Here is a 23,142-nt window from a genome sequence, read left to right on the forward strand (position 1 = left end):
CACGTGATGGTGGGCCGGACGATACCTACACGGTCAGACCGCGGACCACCAGATCGGCCAGGGCGCACACGAACAGGGCGATGCCGATGAAGCCGTTGACCGTGAAGAAGGCCCGGTTCAGGCGGGACAGGTCGTGCGGCTTGACGATCGTGTGCTCGTAGAGGAAGGCGGCGACGACGACCGCCAGACCGGTCCAGAACAGCACGCCCGCGTCGGTCGCCAGCGCGTACCAGGCCAGCAGGGCCGTGGTCACGACGTGCGCGGCGCGCGCGCCCCAGAGGGCGGCCGGGACCCCGAAGCGGGCCGGGACGGACTTGACGCCCTCCGCACGGTCGGCGGCCACGTCCTGGCAGGCGAAGATCAGGTCGAAGCCGCCGATCCACACGCCCACCGCCAGGCCCAGGAGGACCGCGTCCCAGGACCACTCGCCGGTGACCGCGAGCCAGGCCCCGACCGGGCCCATCGCCTGGGCCAGCCCGAGGATGGCGTGCGGGAAGTTCGTGAACCGCTTGCCGTACGGATAGACCACCATCGGGATCACGGCGACCGGCGCGAGCGCCAGGCACAGCGGGTTCAGCAGCGCCGCCGAGCCGAGGAAGACCAGGAGCGCGATCCCGGCCCCGGTCCAGGCCGCGCGGACCGACACCGCGCCGGTGACCAGTTCACGGCCGGCCGTCCGCGGGTTACGGGCGTCGATCTCGCGGTCGATGATCCGGTTGGCGGCCATCGCGAAGGTCCGCAGCCCCACCATGCAGATGGTGACGAGCAGCAGGACGCCCCAGTGGACGCGCCGGTCGAGCTGGAACATGGCGGTGAACGCCGCGATGTAGGCGAAGGGCAGCGCGAAGACCGAGTGCTCAATCAGTACGAGTCTCAGGAACGCCTTGACCTTGCCGGTCGGCTGTGGCGCCGGGTCCCGCCCGATCACCTCGTCGGCGGTCGTCATCATGCGAGGGCTCTCCGGAAGTCTTCGAGGTCGGCCAGCAGTTCCGCGGCGGGGAGCGGGCCCAGGTCGAGGGTGTGCGGGGCGCCGTCGCTGTCCTCGGGCGGGGTGACGTGCACGGTCAGCCGCCAGGCGTCGGCCGCCGGGCCGGCGTCGATGCGCAGGAAGTCCCCGGCCTCGACCGCGAACGGCTCACCCGATGCCAAGGCGGCCTGGAGCTGCTCCGCGAAGCCGTCCGCCTCGACGTCCCGGGCACCGGGGAGCTCGAACTCGCCGTAGCCGGAGCCGTCCTCGTACATCAGCGCCCAGACGTCGCCGGGTCCGGCGAACTCCTCGGGCGAGACGCCCGCCTGCTCGGCGGCCTGCCGCACGCCCGGGTCAGCCGGGTCAATCTCCGGGCGCAGCAGGGCCACGTAGACGCCGCCGGTGCCGAGGAAGAGCTCGGGACCTCCGACCACGATGGGGCTCACAGGCCGTACTCCTTCCAGCGTCGGTCCACCAGGGCGGCGGTGTCCGGGTCGGACTCGACCATGTCGGGCCAGCCGCCGTCGCGGGTGTAGCCCTCCTCGGGCAGCTTCTTGGTGGCGTCGATGCCCGCCTTGCCGCCCCAGAACTGCTGGTACGAGGCGTGGTCCAGGTGGTCGACCGGCCCCTCGACGACGGTGAGGTCGCGGGAGTAGTCGGTGTTGCCCAGCGCCCGCCAGGAAACCTCGTGCAGGTCGTGGACGTCGCAGTCCTTGTCGACCACGATGATCAGCTTGGTCAGCGACATCATGTGCGCGCCCCAGATGGCGTGCATGACCTTCTGGGCGTGCTTCGGGTACTTCTTGTCGATCGAGACGATCGCGCAGTTGTGGAAGCCGCCCGATTCCGGGAGGTGGTAGTCCACGATGTCCGGCACGATGATCTTGAGCAGGGGCAGGAAGAACCGCTCCGTCGCGCGGCCGAGGGGGCCGTCCTCGGTCGGCGGCCGGCCGACGACGATCGACTGGATGAGCGGACGCTTGCGCATCGTCACGCAGTCGATCTTCAGGGCCGGGAAGGGCTCCTGCGGGGTGTAGAAGCCGGTGTGGTCGCCGAAGGGACCCTCCGGGAGCATCTCGCCGGGCTCCAGCCAGCCCTCGATCACGACCTCCGCGTTGGCCGGGACCTGGAGCGGGACCGTCTTGCAGTCGACCATCTCGATCCGCTTGCCCGCGACGAAGCCGGCGAAGAGGTACTCGTCGATGTCGCCCGGCAGCGGCGCGGTGGACGCGTACGTCACCGCGGGCGGGCAGCCGAAGGCGATCGCGACCGGCAGCCGCTCGCCCTTCGCCGCGGCGACGGCGTAGTGGTTGCGGCTGTCCTTGTGGATCTGCCAGTGCATGCCGATGGTGCGCTTGTCGTGGCGCTGGAGCCGGTAGAGGCCGAGGTTGCGCACGCCGGTCTCGGGGTGCTTGGTGTGGGTCAGGCCGAGGTTGAAGAAGTCGCCGCCGTCCTTGGGCCAGGTGAAGAGGGCCGGGAGCTGGTCGAGGTCCACGTCGTCGCCGGTGAGGACGACCTCCTGGACGGGCGCGGAGTCGCCCTTCACCTTCTTCGGCGGCACGTGCACCATCGAGCCGAGCTTGCCGAAGGCCTCGCGGACGCCGATGAAGCCCTGCGGGAGCTCCGGCTTCAGCAGGCCGCCGATCTTCTCGCTGATCTCGCCGTACGACTTGAGGCCGAGGGCCTTCAGAAGGCGGCGGTCGGTGCCGAAGACGTTCATGGCCAGCGGCATCGCCGAGCCCCTGACGTTCTCGAAGAGGAGCGCCGGACCCCCCGCCTTGTTCACTCTGTCGACGATCTCCCCGACCTCCAGGTACGGGTCGACTTCGGCCTTGATGCGCTTGAGGTCGCCCTCTCGCTCCAGAGCCCGGAGCAGCGAGCGGAGATCGTCGTAAGCCATAGGGGTCAGTATCCGTCACCAACTACCCTGGAGGCGTCACCGGGGCCCTGACGCGGGCCCCCCGTCACTGACCTGGGAGTCGGTCCCACACCGTGCTGCGCTATCTGCCGTTCCTGCTGATCCTCGCGCTGACCATCTACGCCTTCATCGACTGCCTGAACACTCCGGAGCCGGAGGTCAAGCACCTCCCCAAGGTGGTCTGGGTGATCATCATCCTGCTCTTCTCCATCGTGGGGCCGGTCGTGTGGCTGTTCGCGGGCAAGGACCGGGTGGCCGCGGGCGGGAACCGGACGCGCCGGGCGCAGTGGGTGGCGCCCGACGACAACCCGGAGTTCCTGAAGTCGCTGCGCGACGATCAGGAGAAGAAGGACAAGGACCAGGACAAGGACCAGGGCCAGGGCTAGGCCCTCCCCTCCGGGTCCGCGAGGTGGGCGGCCTAGCGGGCCCACGGCAGTACGCGGGTGCCCTCCTCCCCCGGGACCGAGGCCACGCCGTCCGCGCGCATCACGACGTGGGCCTCGAAGGCCTCGGCGGCGTGGATGCGGCGCAGTGCGTCCGGGGGCAGGACGAGGGTCTGGCCGGCGGCCACCTTCTCGATGCGGCCGGCGCAGGTGACCTCCAGGGAGCCGGCGGTCAGGGTCCACACCTGCTCGCGGCTGACGGAGTGCTCGGGGCCGGTGCTGCCGGCGGGCATGGCCACGTGCCAGCTGCTGAGCTCGGAGCTGCCGCGGCTGGGGGCGGCGAAGCCGGTCATGGTGGCGTTGGGGGTGGCGGTGACATTCTCGGGGGAAGCGCTGATCACGTGCAAGGCGGGTCCTCGTCTTCTCGTGGCATGCGAGTAAAGCTGCTTTACTTCTAGCGAGTAAAGCAGCTTGACCCAGCCGTGTCACCATGTTTGCGTGACGAGAGACGAGAACGAGGGCGTCGAGCTGCTGTTCCTGCTCGGCCTGGGCTTCCAGACGCTGCTGGGCGAATTCACCCGGCGCGTCGCCGAGGCCGGCTATCCGGACCTGCGGCCGGTGCACGGCATGGCCTTCCAGGCCCTCCAGGGCGACGGCGCCACCGCCACCGAGCTCGCCGAGCGGCTCGGGGTGACCAAACAGGCCGCCGGACAGATCGTGGACGACCTGGAGAAGCGCGGCTACGTCCGCCGGGAGCCGCACCCCGGGGGCGGCCGCCGCAAGCTGGTGGTCCTGACCCGGGCGGCCCGTGACCATCTCGCCGTCGCGGGCCGGATCCTGCACGAACTGGAAGCCGAACTGGGCCGTGGCACCGACCTCACCGCCCTGCGCGAGGGCCTCGGGGAGGTCGTGCGCACCTTCCACGGGGAGGGCCCGCTCCCGCCGCTGCGCCCGGTGTGGTGAGGGTCTAGGCCCGGGCGAGGGAGGCGTAGGCCTCGCGGAGGGTCGCCCAGCGGATGTCCGTCCAGGTGGACCAGTCCGCCGGCCGGCCGGCCAGGGCCGCGTCCAACAGCTCGAAGTGCTCGTGCCAGCCCGCCAGGCAGTCCAGGCGCTCGTCCTCGGTCCCGCCGCGCTCGTTCACGAACCGGATCACGGTCGAATCGGTCCCGACCGGCTCCAGGTGGAAGCGGATCCGCCCGTGCTCGGTGACCGTGTACTCGGCGACCCGCTCCACGTCCCAGGCGGTGACCCGCCCGGCCGCCACGGTGCCGGTGTTCAGCCAGCGCAGCGTGACCGCCCCGCCGAGCCTGCGCTCCAGGACGTCCGCCGCCGCCAGCCAACCGCGCAGCCCGTCGGGTGTGGTCACGGCGGGCCACAGGCCGGCGTAGGCGTGCGGCAGGTGCAGTTCGAAGCGGAGCAGCCAGTGGTCCTCGCCGCGCTGCTCGCTGGTGGCATGACTCACGAGGGACATGCCACCAGCGTCCCACTCCCGCCGGTCAGACGCCCGCGTACGAGTGCTTGCCGCTGAGCAGGATGTTCACGCCGTAGTAGTTCCAGATCCAGCAGGCGAAGGCGAAGAGCGCCAGGTAGGCGGCCTTGCGGCCCTTCCAGCCGGCGGTGGCGCGGGCGTGCAGGTAGCAGGCGTAGGCCACCCAGGTGACGAAGGACCAGACCTCCTTGGGGTCCCAGCCCCAGTAGCGGCCCCAGGCGTCGCCGGCCCAGATCGCGCCCGCGATGATCGTGAAGGTCCACAGCGGGAAGACGGCCGCGTTGATGCGGTACGAGAACTTGTCGAGGGAGGCCGCCGAGGGCAGCCGCTCCAGCACCGAGGTGCGGAACTTGCCCGGTGTGCGGCCGGCCTCCAGCTGGCTCTCGTAGGAGTCCCGGAAGAGGTAGAGGACCGCGCCCGCGGCGCCGATGTAGAAGACGGCGCCGCAGAAGATCGCGGTGGAGACGTGGATCCACAGCCAGTACGAGTGCAGGGCCGGGACCAGCTGGTCGCTGTCGGTGTAGAGCCAGGTGACGGCGATGCCGAGGTCCAGCAGGACCGTGGTGACGAGGATCAGGCCGAGCCAGCGGACGTTCTTCTTCAGGGCGAGCAGCACCAGGTACGCGCCGACGGCCACCGTGGAGAAGGTGATCGAGAACTCGTACATGTTGCCCCAGGGGGCACGCTGCACCGACAGGGCGCGGGCGACCACCCCGGCCGCCTCCACGAGGAAGGCGAGCGCGGTCAGCGAAACCGCGATCCGCCCGTACAGGTCGCCCTGCACGGTGCCGCCGGCGGCGCCGGGGCCGTCCGGGACGTCGCGGGTGCCGGCGGCGGAACGGGTGGTGACCTTGGGCCGATCCAGTACGGCGGTGGCGCCGCCCTTGCCGCGCACCTGCACGGCCGGGGCCGCGGCCGCGTCGGCGCCGGCGCCGGTCAGCGCGGCGGCCGTGCGCCCCACCTTGCTGCGGCTGCCGAAGGTCCACTCGGCGATGTGCGCGAAGAAGGCGAGCATGTAGACCGCCATCGACGAATAGATCAGGTAGTTGCTGATCTCAGCCAGGCTCTCGTTGGCTGCGGCTGCGAGCGGCGTCATTCGCGCTCTCCTTCAAGGGTTTCTTCAACAGGATCAGACGCCGTGGGCGCCTGCTGGTGCAGCGTGGCGGCGAGGTCCGCCAACTCCTCCGGGAGCTTGGCGGACTCGCTGCGGCCCAGGCCCGCCATCTCCACGACGGTCACGCCGTCCTTGCCCGCCACCGCGCGCACCCAGATCCGGCGGCGCTGGATGAACAGCGATCCGGCCAGGCCCGCGATGGCGGCGATCGCACCCGCGAGGGCCAGGCCGCTGCCGGGCTGGTGGGTGACGGAGAAGGTGGCCCAGCGCTCGATGCCCTCGAACTTCACGGTGCCCGCGCCGTTCGGCAGGGTCATCGTGTCGCCGGGCGCCAGCTTCTGCTTGAACTGCTGGCCCGACTCGTCCTTGAACATCTCCATCTTGGAGGTGTCGAGCCGGTAGACGTTCTGCGGCAGACCCGAGTCCACGCCGAGGCTGCCGTGCCAGGCGTTGAGCATCAGCTGCGGGTTCAGGAGGGCGGGGAACTGCGAGAACATCGTCCCCATGCCCTCGCCGGCGAAGCTCGGCACGAAGACCGCGTTGAAGCCGAGCTGCTCCTTCTTGCCGTCCTTGTCCTTGTATCCGTCGGTGACCTTGACGGCTCCGGTGGAGGTGAGGTTGGCGTCCTGCGGGAGCACCGGGACGGCGTCCTTGAAGATCACCTTCCCGGTGGGGTCGGTCACCGAGAGGATCGGCGCGTAGCCGTGGCCGAGCAGGTAGACCTTGGACCCCTCGATCTCCAGGGGCTTGTTGACCTGGATCTCGCGCTTCTGCGGCGTTCCGTGGGCGCCCTCGCTGAGGGTGACGTACGCCTTGAAGTCGCGCGGGGTGCCCCGCTGCGGCCCGGTCATCTCGTAGGTGGCGTCGAAGCGGTCCAGCGTGAAGCTGAACGGCGGCAGGTCGTCCGGGTGGAAGAGCGTGCCGGGCTTGAAGTCGTCGTACTGGGTGAGCGTGTTCGAGAAGCCGGTGCCGCGCAGGACCAGCTTGCCGCCCTCGGACTTGAAGTACTGGCCCCAGGCGAAGGCCACCAGCATCACGATCAGCGCGACGTGGAAGATCAGGTTCCCGGCCTCGCGGAGGTAGCCCTTCTCCGCGGCAACGTGGCCGTTGCCCGCCTCGATGCGGAAGCGCTTCCCGCCGAGCAGCGTCCTCGCGTACGAGAGGACCTCGTCGGGGGTCCTGTCGGTGCGCCAGGTGGTGTGGGCCGGCAGCCGGTCGAGCCGCTTGGGGGCGGCCGGCGGGCGGCCGCGGAGCTGGCCGACGAACTGCCAGGCGCGCGGGACGATGCAGCCGATCAGCGAGATGAACAGCAGCAGGTAGATCGCGGAGAACCACACCGAGCTGTAGACGTCGAAGAGCTGGAACGCCTCCGCGACGCCGACGTAGGACGGGTTGTCCCGCTTCCATTCGGCGACCTTCATCGCGTCGACGTTGGTCTGCGGGACGAGGGAGCCGGGGATGGCGCCCAGGGACAGCAGGAAGAGCAGGATCAGCGCCACCCGCATGGAGGTGAGCTGCCGCCAGAACCAGCGGGCCCAGCCGATCACGCCGATGCCGACGGGACCGCTGTCCTCGACGGGTGCGGTGGAGAGCTGGGAGCCGGCCGCGGTCTCGGCGGGGTCCGCCGGTGCGGGCTCGGGCGATGCCTCGGTGGGCGCTTTGTCTGTCGTACTCATGTCCGTCGGTTCCTCAGATCCCCACCGTGAAGCCTTGGGTCCAGCTCCGCATGTCACCGACGATGCTGTCCCACAAACCTGTGACGAGCAGCAGGCCGGTGAGGACCAGCATGCCTCCGCCGATGCGCATCACCCATGCATAGTGCTGCTTCACCCAGCCGAATGCACCGAGCGCCTTGCGGAAGGCGATCGCGGCGATGATGAAGGGCACGCCGAGGCCCAGGCAGTAGACGACCGTCAGCAGGGCGCCGCGGCCGGCGCTCGCCTGATCGAGGGAGAGCGTGCTGACGGCGGCGAGGGTCGGGCCCATGCAGGGGGTCCAGCCGACGCCGAAGAGCACGCCGAGCAGCGGAGCGCCGAGCAGGCCCGCCGTCGGCTTCCGGTGGAAGCGGAACTCCCGCATCGTCAGGCCGGGGATCGCTCCCATGAAGAAGAGGCCCATGAGGATCACCACGCCGCCCAGGACGCGGGAGATGATGTCGGTGTTCTCCCGGAGGGTCTGGCCGAAGTAGCCGAAGAGCGCGCCGGTGGAGACGAAGACGGCGGTGAAGCCGGCGATGAACAGCAGCGCACCCGCCAGCATCCGCCCGCGGCGGGCCTCGGCGAGGTCGGCGCCGCTGACGCCGGTCACGTAGGAGAGGTAGCCGGGGACCAGCGGCAGGACGCAGGGCGAGAAGAAGGAGACGAGTCCCGCGAGGAGCGCGATCGGCATCGCCAGCAGCAGTGCGCCGTTCAGGACCGTCTCGTTCACACCCGTGGCCTCGGCGGCGAGGACGTACTCGACCACGAGGTCACTGCTCCGCGAGGACGGGGTCGATCATCGAACGCAGATTGTCCTCGCCGAGGGGGGCCAGGGTGCGTGCCGCGATCTTGCCCTCCCGGTCCAGGACGAGCGTGGAGGGGATGGCGTTCGGGTTGAGGCTGCCCTTGGGGAAGCGGAGCAGCAGCTTGCCGTCCGGGTCGTAGAGGCTCGGGTAGGTGATCCCGAAGGTCTCCTCGAAGGAGGCGGCGTTCTGCTTGCTGTTGTCGCGGACGTTGACGCCCACGAAGACGACGTCCTTGCCGGCGTCCGCGAGCTCCTTGGACACCTTCGCGAAGGCCGGGGCCTCGCCACGGCACGGCGGGCACCAGGAGCCCCACACATTGAGGACGACGACCTTGCCCTTGAGGGTCGTCGTGTCGAGGCTCTTGCCCTCGACGGTCTCGCCGTCGAGCTTGGGGGCCTCGGTGCGCTCGCCCTTGGCGGAGGTGGAGATGCCGCTCGCGCCCGTGACGTAGTTGCCGCCGGAACCGGTCGGCTTGCCGCTGTCCGAACCGCTGCACGCCGTGAGCGTGAGGGCGCCGGCGACGGTCACCGCGGTCAGCAGGAGGGTGCGGCCGCTGGGTGAGCGGCGTCGGGGGGCGCGGCTAAGGCTCATGTGAAAAGTTTCGCATGAGCAATTCGCGGATTTTCCGCACCCCCCGGCCGGGAGTCAATGCCCTGGTCAGGCGATGGTTCAGGCGGCGGTCATGTACGCGCTCCAGCCGCCGGCCGGTGGCTGGCCGGGGCCCAGGCCCCGGAGCCTGGCGAGCACCTTGGGGTCCTGGACCTCCAGCCAGTCGGTGAACTGCCGGAACGATACGAGCCGTACATCCCTTTTGTCCGCCATACCCTTGAGCGCCTCCTCGACGGCGTCCATGTAGATGCCGCCGTTCCACTCCTCGAAGTGGTTGCCGATGAACAGGGGTGCTCGGTTGGTCTCGTAGGCCCGCCGGAAGCCGCCCAGGTAGGTGGCCGTGGCCTGGGTGCGCCACCCCGGGTAGTGGGCGGGCACGCCCCTCGTCGTGCTCTTCGACTGGTTGGCCAAGATGTTGTAGTCCATCGAGAGGACCTCGAAGGAGTGCCCGGGGAACGGCAGGGACTGCAGCGGCAGGTCCCAGACGCCGGACCTGCGCACCGGCCAGACCTGGAGGCCGCCGGGAGAGCTGGAGTCGTAGCGCCAGCCCAGCCGCTGGGCCATCGGCAGCAGGGCGTCCCGGCCGAGGAGGCAGGGGGTGCGGGCGCCCTTCAGCTCCTTGCCGTAGTCGAAGGGCAGGGGTTCGAGGTCTGTGAATCCGGTGTTCGTGCGCCAGTTGGTGACGAACGACACGGCCTGGTCGATCTCGCTCTGCCAGTCGTCCGGCGTCCACCTGCCGACCGAGCCGGAGCCGGCGCAGAAGTGGCCGTTGAAGTGGGTGCCCACCTCGTGCCCGTCGAGCCAGGCCTGACGGACGCAGCCGAGGGTGGAGCGGACGTTCTCGTCCTTGAGGTAGCCGATGTCCGAGGCCCCGACGGGGTTGTTCGGCGGCCGGTAGAGGTGCCGCTTCGACTCGGGCAGCAGATAGATGCCGGAGAGGAAGAAGGTCATGGACGCGCCGTGGTCCTTGGCGAGCTTGAGGAAGCGCGGGAAGAGACCGTTGCCGATCTCCCCCGCGCCGTCCCAGCTGAAGACGACGAACTGGGGCGGGGTCTCGCCCGGCTGGAGCGGCACGGGCGCGTCCGGCTGGTTCGGCTGCGGGCCGGTGTCGGCGGTGGAGCCGTCACCGATGGGCCTGGCCGCCGGCTTCTCGCCGGGCTTCGGGTTCTTCGGGTTCCTGGCGGGTCCGGGAGCGCCGGGACCGGACGTGTCCGGTGCGCCGCAGCCCGCGGTTCCCACCGCGGCGGCCGCACCGAGCCCCAGTCCCAGCAACCCCCTCCGACTGACTCCCCTGATGTCGCGCATGTCACCGTCCCCACTGTCGATCACCCATACCGACCTGAAGCCCATATAAACGGACAATCAGATGAGATATGCGAGCTGACACGGTGATTCCCGCGCGACCCCTCTTTAGTTGGGCAGAAACGTAACGCCCCGTAACAGTCGGTCGATCAAGACCCGATCAGGGAGCCGCGCCTCCGATCAGGCGCCGAACGCCTTGGACGCACCCTTCACCGGCTTGGCCCCGGCCAGCAGATGGGCCGGGACCAGGTCCCGGGCCGGCTCGCTGTAGCCCACCGACACCAGCTTGTCGCCCTGGAAGGTGAAGGAGGTCATCGAGGCCAACGTGCACTGCCGGCGCCGCGGGTCGTGCCACAGCCGGCGCTTCTCCGCGAAGCTGCGCACGATCCAGATCGGCAGCTGGTGGCTGACCGCCACCGCCTCACGACCGCGGGCCGCGTCGCGCGCCGCCTCCAGCGCGCTCATCATCCGGACCACCTGCTCGACGTACGGCTCGCCCCAGGACGGCTTGAACGGGTTCGTCAGGTGCTTCCAGTTGCCGGGCTTGCGCAGCGCGCCGTCACCGACACCGAAGGTCTTGCCCTCGAAGACGTTCTCCGCCTCCAGCAACCGCGCGTCGGTCGCCAGGTCCAGGCCGTGGACCTTGGCGATCGGCTCCGCCGTCTCCTGCGCGCGCTCCAACGGGGAGGACACCACGTAGGCGATGTCCCGGCCCTTCAGGTGCTCGGCGACCCGGTCCGCCATCTGCCGGCCCAGCTCGGACAGGTGGTAGCCGTCACGGCGCCCGTAGAGCACGCCCTCGGGGTTGTGCACCTCCCCGTGGCGCACCAGGTGCACGACGGTGAGCTCGGGCGTGGCGGGCGTGGCGCTGTTGCTCATGCGGTGGCCTCCGCGGCGGCTCGGGCGGCGGCCGGCAGCGCCGCCGCGATGCGCTCGATCGCCTTCTCGTCGTGGGCGGTGGAGACGAACCAGGACTCGAAGGCGGACGGCGGCAGGTAGACGCCCTGCGCCAGCATCGAGTGGAAGAACCCGTTGAAGCGGAAGCTCTCCTGCTTCTTGGCGTCATCGTAGTTGCGCACCTCGTCCTCGGTGAAGAAGACGGAGAACATGTTGGACGCGGTCTGCAGCCGGTGCGCCACGCCCTCCTTGGCGAGCGCGCCGGTGACCAGGCCCTGGATCTCCTTCGAGACCGCGTCGACCTTCTCGTACGCGGCCGCGTCCAGCAGCCGCAGCTGCGCGAGACCGGCGGCGGTGGCGATCGGGTTACCGGAGAGCGTACCGGCCTGGTAGACGGGGCCGGCGGGGGCCAGGTGGCCCATCACGTCGGCGCGGCCGCCGAAGGCCGCGGCGGGGAAGCCGCCGCCCATGACCTTGCCGAAGGTCATCAGGTCGGGCTTGACCCCGTCGACGCCGAACCAGCCGGCGCGGCTCGTGCGGAAGCCCGTCATGACCTCGTCGGAGATGTAGAGCGCGCCGTTCTCCCGGCACAGGTCGGCGAGCCCCTGGTTGAAGCCCTCGGCGGGGGTCACCACGCCCATGTTGCCGGGCGCGGCCTCAGTGATCACACAGGCGATCTCGCCCGGGTGCGCTGCGAAGGCCGCCCGTACCGCTTCGAGGTCGTTGTAGGGCAGGACGATCGTGTCGCCGGCCTGCGCACCCGTCACACCGGGGGTGTCCGGAAGCGCGAAAGTCGCCAAACCGGAACCGGCGGCGGCCAGCAGAGCGTCCACGTGACCGTGGTAGCAGCCGGCGAACTTCACGACCTTGGCGCGACCGGTGAACCCACGGGCCAGCCGGATCGCCGACATGGTCGCCTCCGTCCCGGAGGAGACCAGGCGGACCTGCTCCACGGGCTCGATGCGCGCGACGATCTCCTCGGCGAGCGCCACCTCTCCCTCACCGGGCGTACCGAAGGAGGTACCGCGGGCGACGGCCGCCTGGACGGCCTCAATCACCTCGGGGTGCGAATGACCGAGGATCATCGGCCCCCACGAGCACACGAGGTCGACGTACTCACGCCCGTCGGCATCGGTGAGGTACGGACCGGTCCCGGACACCATGAACCGGGGCGTACCGCCCACGGCGCGGAAGGCGCGCACGGGGGAGTTCACGCCGCCGGGGGTCACGAGGGAGGCGCGCTCGAAGAGCGTCTGCGAAACTGGGGCTTCATACGGGTACGGGTAGCTCACACCAGCCATGGTCTCAGAGGCCGCGACAGACTTGCGGGCGGGCGTTTCACCGCGTCGCCGCGGGGGAGGTCACTGCCATGATGATCAGGCTGCGTGGCGGGGGCCGCGGGGCCGGGGCGAGCAAGACCAGTCGGGTGGAGATATGCAACGCGGTGGTGGACCGGGCGAGGGTACGGACGGCCTCGATCCGCAGCGCGCCCGCGAGGCCCGCCGCCGGGGCAAGCACCGCCGCCACGGCATGGAGGCGGCCGACGCCGCCCCCGGACCTGCGACCCCGCCCGAAGACCTGCCCAAAGGCCGCGGCATGGGAGTGACGTACAAGTACTTCGGCGCCCCCGACGGCGCCACGGCGGCCCGGGTCCCGGTCACGATGCGGCCGGAGGAGCTCGGCGGCGACGAGCTCGGCATGGGCGGCCTCTTCACCAAGATCAAGCCGGAAACGGTGGCCGCGATGGTCCTGACCGGCATCGAAGGCATACCCCTCCACAAGGTGCCCCCGCTGGAGCTGGTCGTCCTCCACCCCGACTACGCGGTGGTCAAGCTCCCGATGACCGTGGTCGACCCGCTGCGCGGGATCGGCGAGGAATCGGTGGGCGCGGCGGCCTTCATCTGGTCCACGGTCCCGGACCGCGGCGGCCCGAGCGACGCCTTCAACGTCTACCAGCTGCTCCACGAGTGGCAGGATTTCAGCCACCGCCTCCACGAGGCCGGCCACCAGCCGTACTGCCTGGTCTGGCCCTGACCTGGCCTTTCGTCAGCCGCGGGCGGCCCTCTGAGAGGCCTTCCCGGCCGCGCGGGCCTGGACCAGCGGGCCCCGCCCGTCGAGGGCGAGCGCGATCGGGCGGACCATGACGAGGCTGACCGGCTGCTGGACGGCGCCGGGTGGTGTTCACCCGATCCGGCGGCCTCCTTGGCCAGGCCGAGGAGTTCGGCGAAGGCCCACTCACGCCCGGCGCCGGAGAACGTCACCGTCTCGGCGTCTTGGTCCACCCGAGCGCGGGGCACGGTGACCCGATGAACTGGACGATGCCCCGCCGGTTCTCCAGCGGGTCAACTGCCGTACGCGTTTGGACGGATGGGCCAGAAGGCATGGCCATTCCGGGAACACGGCCAGGTTTATGGCCACGCTGGGATCCGGGCTCTGCGAACGGTCGAGGGATGGTGATGATGACCACGAACGAGGGCGACGGCGTGGAACCGATCGGGCCGTTGCTGCGGCGCATGCGGATGGCCGGCGGGCGCACGCACGAGGGGCTGGCGACCGATCTCCCGCCCGGACCACGCCGCGCAGGACGGCGCGCTGGAAGTGCCAGGTCAGCCCGAAACCGATGCGACGTTCATCGATCGATTGGTATGCACCCAGCAGCACGGCCACAGCGGCGACCACCAAGACGACCTTGAGCGGACCTGGCAGCAGGCGGATCTTTCGGTCTGACCTTGCGATTCCTCCGGCACCTTGCTGGACCGGATACTCGTCGCGAACCCGTCAAGCCTCGGCCCTTAAAGGGGTGGCCCGCCTTCCGACGCTGACACACAGGGGCGGGGCGTCATCCGTGTGCCTCGCTTCGCGGTCGACATGATGCAGACCGTCGCGGCGCGTGTCAGCGTGAACGAAGGGGGAATCCGTACCCCACGCATGAAGAGGAGTCACCGTCATGGACGGTAGGCAGGACAAGCGCCAGGAACCGGGCAAGGGACGCGAGGCGCAGGAACACCGTCGTCCCGGCGACCCTGCGCAGCCCCAGCCGGGCAAGGCATCCCGCGAGAAGGGACAGAAGTCCGGCCCGAAGGAGACCTCGCGCCGCCGCGAGGACGACCTGTTGCGCGAAGAGGACCTGCACGACGAGGGGCTCTGACCGGCGCACCGCTCGGCCACTCGGGACTCCGGTCAGCCCGCCGCCTCGGCGGCGCCGTCCTCAGGTTCGGGTGTGGTGGCGATGAGGATCTGAGTGGCCTGCGTGATGTTGTCGGCGCGGACAGCGCGGGCCATCGCTTCGCGGGCGGCGTCGGCGGTGGTGTCCGGGGGGACCACCAGTAGGGCGAAGTGGTCGTTGTGGCCGCGAGTGACGAGGACCGTGTCGTCGCCGACGGGGTCGGCGTCGAGGTGCACGACCTGGCCGTCGATGACCAGACGGGTCGGGACGTCCTGCCAGGCGGAGGTGTCCAGGCCGACCCGCGTGATGGGCCCGAGGTGCGCGGTCAGTGCCGTGATCAGTGCGGGCAGCTCGATCGTGACGTCCCTGGAGCGCGGCCACCAGGCGCCGTCCAGGAGCCCTTGGCGGGACCGTGTGGTTTCCAGCCGGAGCAGGGCGGCGCCCGGCTTGACCGCTTGGTGGATGGCGTCCGGGAGGAGCTTCAAAGGGTCGGGGTTGTCGGATGCGGCCATGGTGATTCCGCCTGTCTCGTGGTGCGGCGGCACCCCGTTCGATGGCCGGCAGCGGCGTCGAAAAGGCTGTTGAGCTGTGGAACGTCTCCGTCGTTTCACGGTACTCCGCCCACCCGCACGGTGCGGCGCGGGGAACCGACTGCGCCGCGCTCTCCGTCTGCGCCGGAAAAATACCTGGTCAGAAGCGGCTTCCTGGATCGCGAACCGGAGTACGGTGAAGGGACCGGGAGTATTTCGCACACCCGCTCCCACGCGGACGTCGTTTCCGGCGATCACTGCACCGGGCCGTTCGCGAACGGTCCGGGGACGGGTCCGCGACATGACCAAGACCCTCGACCGCGCTGCGCAGCCGGCTGTTGTCCTGCGCCCGGCCCGCCTGTCCCTCACCCCGAAGACCACCCTCGCAGGTCAGCTGGACGGCGCCTGGTGGCCGTACTCACGTGACCTCGAAGCCGAGCTCCCCGCTCTCGCCGCCGCTCTGGACGAGACCTGGGGGCGCATCACCCGCGTCAGCGTGAACCCCAGCCGCTGGCCGGTCGTCCCGCGCACGGTTGCCGTGGCCGGGCACCTGTTGCACGTGGGCTGGTTCACCGAACAGGACCCCGACAAGCTGATCCTGCTCTCCTACACCGTCGGCCGCTGGGACCTCCTGGTCATCCCGCCCGAGACCGAGCCCGCGGCCGCGGCCCGGCTGATGGCCGCCGCCGCGATCCCGGGCAGCGTCCTGGCCGCAGACGTCCTGATGGCCAACGAGACCGTCATCGGGCGCGGCATCCGCGACGCCCGCCGCCGGGAAGCCACCTGGGAGGGCGAAGGCGGGGCCTGCATGTCCCCCTTCGGGGAGCCGATGGAACGAAGCGCCCTGCCGCTGCCGGGAAACGGCTGGAGGTGAGCTCCGTGGAGACCATCGTCCTCATCACGGTAATCATCCTCATGATCGGCATCGGAATGCGCTGGATCCACCTGCTGAACGCCCAGCACGACGCACGGATCGAGGCCTACCGCTTCAGCGACCCCCTGCCGAGGCCTCCGGGCCTGCCGGACGACACCGGTCGTCGAGCCCACCACACGGGTGCCGACCGGTGAGGAACAGACCGTCCTCCGACCGGGGGCAGCGGGCGGGACGCCTCGGCGCCCCGCTCCGCCGGCCTCTCACCCACTCAGAAAGGGAACACGCCTACGTGAAGTACATCGAGCCCCAGACACTGCCCTCGCTCGGGCACGCCGAGGTCCGGATCATCGCGCGCACTCCGGAAGCCGCCCGTGCGGTCGCGGAGGCGCTCCGCCGCTGTTTCGCAGGCGCGGAACAGCGAAGTTATCCCGCCCTCGACGGCGACACCCGCCTCCACCTCACCGTGGACACGGCGACACCCGCCGGCCCCGCCCGCTCGTGGCTGGCCGCCAGCAGGACCCCCGCCGGCACCGGCGCGCACTCCGACGAGATCTGAGAACCCCGACCGGCCCCGGAGCCCACGCCACCCCACACACGAAAGGACGCGGTCATGGCCACACTGCGCGAACGCAAGACCTACCGCGACCAGGTGCTCCGGGTCCTGTACGAAGCCGTCGAGGGCAACCGCCTCCTCGGCATCATCGGAGCACAGCTGCGGCGCGACCTCCACGTACCGGAACAGGACCTGGCCGCCGCCTGCACCTACCTGGCGGGCGAAGGACTGATCACCGTCGACTGGGACCCCGGCAACACCCCCGCGATGGTCACCCTCACCCACGAGGGAATCCGGCGCATGGAGGCAGAGGAGGAGACGGCCACGGGCCCGGCCTGATCCGTACGGCACACCTAGATGCGGGCGAACTTCTCGGTCTGCTGGGCGAACTCCTGGGCCATGGCCGAGCTGACCGTGGGCCTGGTTTCGCCGATCGTGCGCAGGTAGTCCTCGGTGGTGGGGCGGGCCCGGGTTCCGGTGTCGAAGGTGTGCTCGAACTGGACCTGGGAGACGGTGCGCGCCACATGGGCGATGTCGGCGGGGGTGAACCCCTCGCTGGCGTCCGCCAGCGCCGCGCTGTCGGCCCGCGCGCCCGCCCGGGCCAGGTAGCTCTCCCACAGCGCGGTCCTGGCGCGGTGGTCCGGGGGGCCGATCGGCAGTACGTAGTCGAAACGGCCGTGCCGCAGGAACGCGGAGTCGAGCGTGGTCACGTCGTTCGTGGCGCAGACGAGCAGCCGCCCGTCCTGGCCCCGGAACCGGACGATCGCCTTGAGCAGTTCGTTGACGACGCCGACCGCGGTCGCGTCCGCGCCGCTGCGGGTCCCGGCGATCTCCTCGACCTCGTCGATGAAGACCAGGACGTGGTCGAGCCCGGCGATCTCGTCGAAGCGCCGGTTCAGCCCGCTCGCCAGTCCGTACTCGGCGGCCAGCCGGGCGGGGAACAGTTCGAGGAAGGGCCATTGCAGGCGGCTGGCGATGGCGTGCGCGAACGTGCTCTTGCCGGTTCCGGGCGGCCCGAACAGCATCACGGCCCGCGGCAGCTCCACGCCGTGCTGGGCGGCCATTTCGGGATGGGCCAGTGGCAGGACCAGACGCCGCTCGATGAGCTCCTTCTCCCGCTGCATGCCCGCGACCTTCTGCCACAGCCCCCCGGGCGGCAGCTCCGCTCCCAGCGACGCGAGCGTGCTGACCGCCTGAGGGGTCACTCGCCCGCGCTTCTCGAAGAAGACCAGGCCCGGACGGGCGCCGAAGCCGCAGTTGTACAGGGCGGCGGCACCGGTCTCGCCGTCGGGCAGGACCGCGTGCACCGTTCGGACGCCACCGGCGAACAGCCGGTGCTCCAAGGCCGTGATCAGGCCACTGCCCAGCCCCTTGTGCCTCCAGGCGGGCGCCATGCTGATGCGCAAGATCCACGCCCGGTCACCGTCCACCCTGCTCACCGCGGCACCGACCACCACGTCGTCCGCCGTGGCCACCACCGCCGGATGGAGGGCCTGGAGGGCCGCCACGGCGTCCGAGAGCGGAAAGAGCGGTGGCTCTTCGGTCGTGCCGCTCTCGGCGTCGACTCGGAGCACCGATTCGAGATCGTCCTGGGTGTAGTCCCTGACACGCCACCCCGTCATGGTCAGCTCCGCGTGTTCGGCCGTACTCCCATCATCAGCCGATGCGAGCCGGGGCGCGCGCGGCAGCGACGGCGCGCGCCCCGGCAGTGCCGTTGAGGACGGAGCATCGAAGCCGTGTGGCGTGCCCGGTCGCCGGGGAGCATCCTGGAAGCCACGCCGCCCGCGCAGCCGGACGCCGCCCGCCGCCTGGTTGGAGGCAACAGGATGACCGCTGGAGGCCGCGCGTATCCGGACCGCTCGGAGAGCTTCGGGGAGGAACTGCTCGGGGTGCTCCTGGACGGGGCGCACGAGCTGCCACCCCATCTGGTCGGCCCGCTCGTCGCCGAGACGGTGGCCCGGATGGGGGGACGTGACCCGCAGATCCTGCTTCAGGACTACGGACAGCAACAGCTGGTCCCCCTGCCCGCCGACGGCGTGGCCGCCGGTGATCCGCTGCCCATCGACCGGTCCGAAGCCGGCCGGTGCTTCCTGGAGTCACGCCCCGTCGAAGTCCTGACGCCCGATGGCGTACGGGTCCACCTGCCCCTGCTGGACGGCGGCGACCAGGTGGGGGTGCTCGCGGTCACCCTGGACGGGGTCGACGACGACACCCGCCGCCTCCTGTGCAGGATCGCGGGCCTGGCGGCCGACCTGCTGCAGACCAAGAACGGCTACACAGACCTCTTCTTCCGGACCCGCCGCGGTGAACCGATGAGCGTGGCTGCGGAGATCCAGTGGTCCCTGTTGCCACCGCTGTCGATGGTGATGCCGCACGTCGCGGTCGCCGGAGTTCTGGAGCCCGCCTACGCCGTGGCGGGGGACAGCTTCGACTACGCCCTGAACGGCGACGTCCTGCACCTCGCCATGGTCGATGCCATGGGGCACGGCCTGGACGCGGCCACGATGGCCACGGTGGCCATCGGCGCGTACCGCCACGCCCGCCGGATCAGCATCGAACTGTCCGAGATCTACCTCTTCATGGACCGGGCCGTCGCGGAGCAGTTCGACCCGGACCACTTCGTGACCGCCCAGATGATGCGCCTGGACACGGACACGGGGCGTCTCCAGTGGGTCAACGCGGGGCATCCCGCACCGATGCTGATCCGCGCACACCGCGTCGTACGCCGCCTGGACAGCCCCACGACCCTCCCCGTCGGCTTCGGAGGGGCCCAGCCGCAGGTCAGCGCGGTGGCGCTGGAGCCTGGCGATCGCGTCCTCTGCTTCACCGACGGCCTGATCGAAGAACACGAAACCGGGCAGGAACAGTTCGGCGAGAAGCAGCTGATCGACTGGGTGAACCAGCTGGAGCAGGCCGACCACGGGATCCGCGCGGTGGCCCGGGACCTGTCCCACACCCTCAAGAGGGCACGCGGCGAAACCACCTCGGACGACGCGTCGCTCGTCCTGTTCGAATGGCGTGGATGACGGAAGGCCGTGCCACAACATGCCAGCAGGAGCGGCGAACGGTGGGCAACCTCGATGACCACAGCCGGCGCCCAGAGCCCGGCACCTTCACCTACGACCAGGCCCCGGCAGCTTGCGCCTCACCCGCAGAGCCGACGCTCTCCTGAGCACCGGCGAATGGGCGCAGGCCAGATCGTGCCAGAGGGCGCACCGGTCTGCTGCCCCGTCCCCTCCGCACGAGTGGCAGGATTTCAGCCATCGCCTGCACGAGGCCGGCCACCAGCCGTACTGCCTGGTCTGGCCCTGACCGTCGAAGGCGTCCGACCGCGGGCATCCCTCAGACACCCGCGCGCAGGGTTTCGGCGGGCAGGATGCGGGCGGCCGCCAGGGCCGGGTAGAGGCCTGCCGCCAGGCCCACCACCAGGCCGACCAGCGGTCCCGCGGTGGTGAGGGCGGGGTCGAGGACCACCAGCCAGTTCTTGGCCAGGCAGGTCACCGCGGTGATCTGGATGCCGAGCACCGTGCCCACCACGCCGCCGGCCAGCCCGACCAGACCGCTCTCGATGCAGAACTGTCCGGCGACCGCCCGCCGCGAGGCGCCGAGCGCCCGGCGCAGGCCGATCTCGGAACGCCGCTCCAGCACGGACACGTAGGCGGTGTTGCTGACACCGAGCGCACCCACGCCGAGGGAGACGGCGGCCAGGCCCAGGAACAGGGCCCGGGTCTGCGACTCGACCCCCTGGCGCAGCGACCGGGGGTCCGGCGGCACCAGCGCGACGAGCTTGTCCGGGGCGCCCGGGGCCAGGGCGAAGGGGGCCTCGTCGCCGATCTGGTCGGCGGCCCCCAGATCCGTACGAATGATCATTTCGGCGGGGGCGAAGCCCAGCCCCGCCGGGTCCTGCAGGGCGGCCCAGTAGGGGATGACCACCGAACCGGTGAGGTTCGTGTCGCCGGTGGGGGCCCGGAAGACGCCGAGCACGCTGAAGGCCACCCCGTTCACGTGGATCACGGAGTTGCCGGCCCCGCCGTCCACGGTCAACCGGGAGGCGGCGGCCGTGTCGATCAGGGCCACCCGTTCGCGCCGGGCGTCGTGCCCCGTGTCGAACCAGCGGCCCTGCGTGAGCTCGGCCGACATGGCGAGCAGCGCTTCGGGCTGCGCGGCCATGACCGTGCCCTCGGGCAGGTCGTTCTCCTTGCCGCCGGGCAGCCGCGAGAGCGCCGGCTGCTCGCCGGCCCTGCTGACCAGACCGGCGCTGCGGACGCCGTTGAGGTCGCGCACCCGCTGGGTGTCGGCGCCGTCGGGCCGCGGCCGGACCCCGGCCACGGCCTCCGACGGGTACTTGACCGTCACCCGCGTCGCCTTGAGGGCGTCGAACTGGTCGGAGACGGCGCCGGCCGCACTGGCCGTGATGCCGAGCGTGGCGAGGGCGGCGGCCAACCCCACGGAGATGCCCACCATGGTGAGCAGCGTGCGGAACCGGCGGCCGAACAGCGCGAGGAACGCCTGGACGAGCAGGTCCGCCGCCGACGTACGGGGGTGCCCGGGCGGCCGGCCCTCGGCGCGTCTACGCAACACGGCCGTCCACCACCTTGAAGACGCGGTCGGCCCTCGCCGCGACATCGGGTTCGTGCGTGACCACGACCACGGCCCGGTCCTGCGCGACCAGTCCGGTCAGCAGGTCCATGACGCGGGCCGAGTTGGCGGTGTCCAGGTTGCCGGTCGGCTCGTCGCACAGGACGACCGCGGGCCGGTGGACGATGGCCCGCGCGACCGCGACCCGCTGGCGTTCTCCGCCGGAGAGGGTGGTGGGCTTCACGTCGAGCCGGTGCCCGAGCCCCACGGACTCCAGCGCCCGTACGGCCTGCGGCCGCCGCTGGGCGCGCGGCACGCCCAGGTGCACCAGTGGCAGGGCCACGTTCTGCACGCAGGTCAGGTGCGGGACCAGGTGGAACGCCTGGAAGACGAAGCCGAGCGTCTGGGCCCGCAAGGCGGTGCGGGCCCGTTCGGACAGGGCGATGGTGTCGTTGCCCTGGAGCAGGTACCGGCCGCGGGTCGGGACGTCGAGCAGCCCGAGCACGCTCAGCAGCGTGGACTTCCCGGAGCCCGAGGGGCCCACGATGGCCGCGAGCCGGCCGGGCCGGATGTCGAGCGTGACGTCGGCCAGCGCGTGCACGGGAGGCGGCCCCGGATACGTCTTCGCGATGCCGGTCATCTCGATGACCGGGGGCGGAGCGTCTCCGGTCGGCGGAGCGTCCTCAGCCATCGGTACCGCCGGAGGCGCCGTCGGAGGTGCCGTCCGAGCCGCCCGCCGGGTTTCCGCGGCGGACGAGGACGAGCGTCTGGCCGACGGCGAGGTTCTCGTCGAGCGCGCGAACCGCACTGAGGCCCTCGTGGGTGAACAGCACCTCGACCGGAATGTTCCGCTCCTTGCTGCCCTCGGCGACGGTGACCGTGGACGAGCCGCCGAGGTCGGTCCAGACGGCCGACACCGGAACGGTCAGCGCCCCCTTGGGGCTGCGCCGCAGTTCGACGCTGATCTGCTGGGTCGAGCCCTCCTTGGCCTCCGCGCCGGTGGGCACGAACAGCGCCTCGTGCTGGCCGCCGGAGCCGCCCGCGCCACCGCCGCTGCCGCCGGCACCCGCTCCCGTGCCCGCCGTACCCGCCGTGCCCGCCGTGGCCGCGCCGTCCTGGCCCCCGCTCTTGCCCTGCTGGTCGCCGCTCTTGCCGTCCGAGGGGCTGGTGAGGGAGCCCAGGGTGCCCTCCCGGCCCTCGTACGGGCCGGTGCCGAAGCGGATGACCGCGTCGGCCGGCAGATCGCGCAGCTGCGTGCGCTGGTCCGCGCTGACGGCGGCCCGCACCTGACGGCCGCCGCTGCCGAGCACGACGAGCGGCTTGTCCGCCGCGTCGCCGACCGCCGCGGTGACCTGCACCACCGCGGCCGGCAGGGCGCTGACGTACGCGACCTCCGCAGCCGGCAGCAGCTCGCCGGGCTTGGCCGGACCGGTCCCGGCGGGCGGCGCGTCCGGACCGCGGGCGGGCGGCGCGCTCGTGCCGTTGCCGCCGCTCGTGCCGTTCGTACCGCTCGCACCGGGGGCCGCCCCGGTGCCGCCGTCGGTCTCTGCGCCGCCCCGGGGAGCCGTGCCGCCTCCCGGGGACGCCCCGCCCCCGCGGGCCGTACCGGAGGTGGAACCGCCACCCCCGGGGGTGCTCTGCCCCTGCCCTGCGGGCGCCTCGTACCCGGCCGCCGCGTACAGCTTGCGCACCGCCTCGACGGTGGCCGGGCCGTACGTGCCGTTCACCGCCGTCCCGTACAACGGCTGCAGCGCGCGCTGCAGTTGCTGCACGTCCGGCCCCTTGTCGCCCGCCTTCAGGTCCCGGTAGGCGGGGAAGCGCCCCGGGAGCAGCAGGACCGGGCGGCCCGACACCTCCGCGACGACCGCCCCGGCCTTGAGGCTCTTGCCCGCGGCCGCGGGCAGGGCCGTGACGACCGCACGACTGGTGCCCTGCGGCTGGACGCCGGTGATGGTGGTGCGGGAGGCCGTCTCGACCTTCCCGGTCAGTTCCATCTTCTCGACAAGCTGCTGGTCGGAAACCTTCCCCGTGATCTGGGAGGGCGGGGGCGCGGCGGCGTTCGAGGCACGCTGCTCCGGGGTCCTGGCCTGGGAGGCGATCCACCAGACGGAACCGGAACTGCCGAACAGCACGACGGCGACGGCGGCGACGACCAGGCCCCGCCTGGACCTCTGCCGCGCACTCGTCGCCCGCCCGCCGGACGGCCGGGCCACCTGTGTCTCCACCTGTGTCTCATCGGGGTGTTCGAGGCTCATGACA

At 71.2% G+C, this 23,142-nt stretch carries 26 protein-coding genes; 9 read left to right on the top strand and 17 right to left on the bottom strand.

Features of this window, described 5'->3' with window-relative positions:
• Positions 1-25: 25 nt before the first annotated feature.
• The 3 genes from mqnP to OG207_RS19240 are packed head-to-tail and all read right to left on the bottom strand — an operon-like array spanning position 26 to position 2,867.
• Entirely contained in the window at positions 26-949 is a 924-nt protein-coding gene (gene mqnP / locus OG207_RS19230) for a menaquinone biosynthesis prenyltransferase MqnP (protein ID WP_329099710.1), read from the bottom strand.
• Entirely contained in the window at positions 946-1,413 is a 468-nt protein-coding gene (locus tag OG207_RS19235) for a hypothetical protein (protein ID WP_329099711.1), read from the bottom strand. The genes mqnP and OG207_RS19235 overlap by 4 nt, the downstream gene beginning before the upstream one ends.
• Positions 1,410-2,867, bottom strand: coding sequence for a menaquinone biosynthesis decarboxylase (locus tag OG207_RS19240; RefSeq protein ID WP_329099712.1), 1,458 nt, complete (start codon positions 2,865-2,867; stop codon positions 1,410-1,412). The genes OG207_RS19235 and OG207_RS19240 overlap by 4 nt, the downstream gene beginning before the upstream one ends.
• A gap of 92 nt (positions 2,868-2,959) precedes the next feature.
• Here OG207_RS19240 and OG207_RS19245 point away from each other — a divergent pair, with 92 nt between their 5' ends.
• Positions 2,960-3,271 carry a PLD nuclease N-terminal domain-containing protein gene (locus OG207_RS19245; protein WP_329099713.1) on the top strand — a complete coding sequence of 104 codons (312 nt, stop codon included), beginning with the start codon at positions 2,960-2,962 and terminating at the stop codon, positions 3,269-3,271.
• Between the two features lie 32 nt (positions 3,272-3,303).
• Here OG207_RS19245 and OG207_RS19250 read toward each other — a convergent pair whose 3' ends face one another.
• On the bottom strand, positions 3,304-3,669 hold the full coding sequence (locus tag OG207_RS19250; RefSeq protein WP_329099714.1) for a cupin: 366 nt from the start codon (positions 3,667-3,669) through the stop codon (positions 3,304-3,306).
• A 97-nt stretch (positions 3,670-3,766) separates the two neighbouring features.
• On the opposite strand from OG207_RS19250, the gene OG207_RS19255 reads away from it, so the two are divergent.
• Positions 3,767-4,231: a MarR family winged helix-turn-helix transcriptional regulator gene (locus OG207_RS19255; RefSeq protein ID WP_329099715.1), complete on the top strand. Its 465-nt coding sequence runs from the start codon at positions 3,767-3,769 to the stop codon at positions 4,229-4,231.
• A 4-nt stretch (positions 4,232-4,235) separates the two neighbouring features.
• On the opposite strand, the gene OG207_RS19260 is transcribed toward OG207_RS19255, so the two are convergent.
• The 8 genes from OG207_RS19260 to hemL all read right to left on the bottom strand — a co-directional run bounded on the left by OG207_RS19260 (position 4,236) and on the right by hemL (position 12,483).
• Positions 4,236-4,739 (bottom strand): SRPBCC domain-containing protein, encoded by a 504-nt coding sequence (locus OG207_RS19260; RefSeq protein ID WP_329099716.1) that lies wholly within the window; start codon positions 4,737-4,739, stop codon positions 4,236-4,238.
• Between the two features lie 25 nt (positions 4,740-4,764).
• A complete protein-coding gene (gene ccsB / locus OG207_RS19265; protein WP_328789295.1) occupies positions 4,765-5,853 on the bottom strand; it encodes a c-type cytochrome biogenesis protein CcsB in 1,089 nt (362 codons plus the stop codon).
• A complete protein-coding gene (gene resB, locus OG207_RS19270) occupies positions 5,850-7,547 on the bottom strand; it encodes a cytochrome c biogenesis protein ResB (protein WP_329099717.1) in 1,698 nt (565 codons plus the stop codon). The genes ccsB and resB overlap by 4 nt, the downstream gene beginning before the upstream one ends.
• Positions 7,548-7,560: 13 nt before the next feature.
• Complete coding sequence (locus tag OG207_RS19275) at positions 7,561-8,334, bottom strand: cytochrome c biogenesis CcdA family protein (protein ID WP_329099718.1); 774 nt, start codon at positions 8,332-8,334, stop codon at positions 7,561-7,563.
• A 4-nt stretch (positions 8,335-8,338) separates the two neighbouring features.
• A complete protein-coding gene (locus tag OG207_RS19280; RefSeq protein ID WP_329099719.1) occupies positions 8,339-8,965 on the bottom strand; it encodes a TlpA family protein disulfide reductase in 627 nt (208 codons plus the stop codon).
• Between the two features lie 78 nt (positions 8,966-9,043).
• Positions 9,044-10,279 carry a hypothetical protein gene (locus OG207_RS19285; RefSeq protein WP_329107732.1) on the bottom strand — a complete coding sequence of 412 codons (1,236 nt, stop codon included), beginning with the start codon at positions 10,277-10,279 and terminating at the stop codon, positions 9,044-9,046.
• Between the two features lie 186 nt (positions 10,280-10,465).
• Positions 10,466-11,164, bottom strand: a complete 699-nt coding sequence (locus tag OG207_RS19290) for a histidine phosphatase family protein (protein WP_329099720.1) — start codon at positions 11,162-11,164, stop codon at positions 10,466-10,468.
• The gene (gene hemL / locus OG207_RS19295) at positions 11,161-12,483 is read right to left on the bottom strand and encodes a glutamate-1-semialdehyde 2,1-aminomutase (protein ID WP_329099722.1); all 1,323 of its coding nucleotides are present in this window, start codon (positions 12,481-12,483) and stop codon (positions 11,161-11,163) included. Before hemL ends, OG207_RS19290 begins: the two co-directional genes overlap by 4 nt.
• Before the next feature lie 133 nt (positions 12,484-12,616).
• Between hemL and OG207_RS19300 the strand changes: the two genes are divergently transcribed.
• Entirely contained in the window at positions 12,617-13,216 is a 600-nt protein-coding gene (locus OG207_RS19300; protein ID WP_329099723.1) for a hypothetical protein, read from the top strand.
• A 913-nt stretch (positions 13,217-14,129) separates the two neighbouring features.
• Entirely contained in the window at positions 14,130-14,330 is a 201-nt protein-coding gene (locus OG207_RS19305; RefSeq protein ID WP_329099724.1) for a hypothetical protein, read from the top strand.
• A gap of 32 nt (positions 14,331-14,362) precedes the next feature.
• Here OG207_RS19305 and OG207_RS19310 read toward each other — a convergent pair whose 3' ends face one another.
• A complete protein-coding gene (locus tag OG207_RS19310) occupies positions 14,363-14,860 on the bottom strand; it encodes a DUF5994 family protein (protein ID WP_329099725.1) in 498 nt (165 codons plus the stop codon).
• Positions 14,861-15,179: 319 nt separating this feature from the next.
• Between OG207_RS19310 and OG207_RS19315 the strand changes: the two genes are divergently transcribed.
• The 4 genes from OG207_RS19315 (at position 15,180) to OG207_RS19330 (ending at position 16,644) form a co-directional block, all read left to right on the top strand.
• Positions 15,180-15,752, top strand: coding sequence for a DUF5994 family protein (locus OG207_RS19315; RefSeq protein WP_329099726.1), 573 nt, complete (start codon positions 15,180-15,182; stop codon positions 15,750-15,752).
• A 5-nt stretch (positions 15,753-15,757) separates the two neighbouring features.
• Positions 15,758-15,946 carry a hypothetical protein gene (locus OG207_RS19320; protein WP_329099727.1) on the top strand — a complete coding sequence of 63 codons (189 nt, stop codon included), beginning with the start codon at positions 15,758-15,760 and terminating at the stop codon, positions 15,944-15,946.
• 95 nt (positions 15,947-16,041) lie between these two features.
• The gene (locus tag OG207_RS19325; protein WP_329099728.1) at positions 16,042-16,308 is read left to right on the top strand and encodes a hypothetical protein; all 267 of its coding nucleotides are present in this window, start codon (positions 16,042-16,044) and stop codon (positions 16,306-16,308) included.
• A gap of 54 nt (positions 16,309-16,362) precedes the next feature.
• Complete coding sequence (locus OG207_RS19330) at positions 16,363-16,644, top strand: hypothetical protein (protein ID WP_329099729.1); 282 nt, start codon at positions 16,363-16,365, stop codon at positions 16,642-16,644.
• A gap of 14 nt (positions 16,645-16,658) precedes the next feature.
• On the opposite strand, the gene OG207_RS19335 is transcribed toward OG207_RS19330, so the two are convergent.
• Positions 16,659-17,927 (bottom strand): ATP-binding protein, encoded by a 1,269-nt coding sequence (locus OG207_RS19335; RefSeq protein WP_329099730.1) that lies wholly within the window; start codon positions 17,925-17,927, stop codon positions 16,659-16,661.
• Between the two features lie 204 nt (positions 17,928-18,131).
• Here OG207_RS19335 and OG207_RS19340 point away from each other — a divergent pair, with 204 nt between their 5' ends.
• On the top strand, positions 18,132-19,331 hold the full coding sequence (locus OG207_RS19340) for a PP2C family protein-serine/threonine phosphatase (protein WP_329099731.1): 1,200 nt from the start codon (positions 18,132-18,134) through the stop codon (positions 19,329-19,331).
• Positions 19,332-19,647: 316 nt separating this feature from the next.
• Here OG207_RS19340 and OG207_RS19345 read toward each other — a convergent pair whose 3' ends face one another.
• From OG207_RS19345 to OG207_RS19355, 3 genes are read right to left on the bottom strand one after another with little or no spacing between them, the layout of a single operon-like run.
• Positions 19,648-20,886, bottom strand: a complete 1,239-nt coding sequence (locus OG207_RS19345) for an ABC transporter permease (protein WP_329099732.1) — start codon at positions 20,884-20,886, stop codon at positions 19,648-19,650.
• The gene (locus tag OG207_RS19350; RefSeq protein ID WP_329099733.1) at positions 20,876-21,574 is read right to left on the bottom strand and encodes an ABC transporter ATP-binding protein; all 699 of its coding nucleotides are present in this window, start codon (positions 21,572-21,574) and stop codon (positions 20,876-20,878) included. The genes OG207_RS19345 and OG207_RS19350 overlap by 11 nt, the downstream gene beginning before the upstream one ends.
• The gene (locus OG207_RS19355) at positions 21,567-23,138 is read right to left on the bottom strand and encodes a peptidoglycan-binding domain-containing protein (RefSeq protein ID WP_329099734.1); all 1,572 of its coding nucleotides are present in this window, start codon (positions 23,136-23,138) and stop codon (positions 21,567-21,569) included. Before OG207_RS19355 ends, OG207_RS19350 begins: the two co-directional genes overlap by 8 nt.
• Between the last annotated feature and the right edge of the window lie 4 nt (positions 23,139-23,142).

This window comes from Streptomyces sp. NBC_01439, assembly GCF_036227605.1.
Taxonomy (GTDB): Bacteria; Actinomycetota; Actinomycetes; order Streptomycetales; family Streptomycetaceae; genus Streptomyces.

What these genes read in the sequence shown, in the direction of transcription:
- mqnP (WP_329099710.1), bottom strand. Translation starts at nt 949, where the DNA reads ATGATGACGACCGCCGACGAGGTGATCGGGCGGGACCCGGCGCCACAG.
- OG207_RS19240 (WP_329099712.1), bottom strand. Translation starts at nt 2,867, where the DNA reads ATGGCTTACGACGATCTCCGCTCGCTGCTCCGGGCTCTGGAGCGAGAG.
- OG207_RS19260 (WP_329099716.1), bottom strand. Translation starts at nt 4,739, where the DNA reads ATGTCCCTCGTGAGTCATGCCACCAGCGAGCAGCGCGGCGAGGACCAC.
- ccsB (WP_328789295.1), bottom strand. Translation starts at nt 5,853, where the DNA reads ATGACGCCGCTCGCAGCCGCAGCCAACGAGAGCCTGGCTGAGATCAGC.
- resB (WP_329099717.1), bottom strand. Translation starts at nt 7,547, where the DNA reads ATGAGTACGACAGACAAAGCGCCCACCGAGGCATCGCCCGAGCCCGCA.
- OG207_RS19280 (WP_329099719.1), bottom strand. Translation starts at nt 8,965, where the DNA reads ATGAGCCTTAGCCGCGCCCCCCGACGCCGCTCACCCAGCGGCCGCACC.
- OG207_RS19290 (WP_329099720.1), bottom strand. Translation starts at nt 11,164, where the DNA reads ATGAGCAACAGCGCCACGCCCGCCACGCCCGAGCTCACCGTCGTGCAC.
- hemL (WP_329099722.1), bottom strand. Translation starts at nt 12,483, where the DNA reads ATGGCTGGTGTGAGCTACCCGTACCCGTATGAAGCCCCAGTTTCGCAG.
- OG207_RS19300 (WP_329099723.1), top strand. Translation starts at nt 12,617, where the DNA reads ATGCAACGCGGTGGTGGACCGGGCGAGGGTACGGACGGCCTCGATCCG.
- OG207_RS19305 (WP_329099724.1), top strand. Translation starts at nt 14,130, where the DNA reads ATGGACGGTAGGCAGGACAAGCGCCAGGAACCGGGCAAGGGACGCGAG.
- OG207_RS19310 (WP_329099725.1), bottom strand. Translation starts at nt 14,860, where the DNA reads ATGGCCGCATCCGACAACCCCGACCCTTTGAAGCTCCTCCCGGACGCC.
- OG207_RS19315 (WP_329099726.1), top strand. Translation starts at nt 15,180, where the DNA reads ATGACCAAGACCCTCGACCGCGCTGCGCAGCCGGCTGTTGTCCTGCGC.
- OG207_RS19330 (WP_329099729.1), top strand. Translation starts at nt 16,363, where the DNA reads ATGGCCACACTGCGCGAACGCAAGACCTACCGCGACCAGGTGCTCCGG.
- OG207_RS19335 (WP_329099730.1), bottom strand. Translation starts at nt 17,927, where the DNA reads ATGACGGGGTGGCGTGTCAGGGACTACACCCAGGACGATCTCGAATCG.
- OG207_RS19340 (WP_329099731.1), top strand. Translation starts at nt 18,132, where the DNA reads ATGACCGCTGGAGGCCGCGCGTATCCGGACCGCTCGGAGAGCTTCGGG.
- OG207_RS19350 (WP_329099733.1), bottom strand. Translation starts at nt 21,574, where the DNA reads ATGGCTGAGGACGCTCCGCCGACCGGAGACGCTCCGCCCCCGGTCATC.
- OG207_RS19355 (WP_329099734.1), bottom strand. Translation starts at nt 23,138, where the DNA reads ATGAGCCTCGAACACCCCGATGAGACACAGGTGGAGACACAGGTGGCC.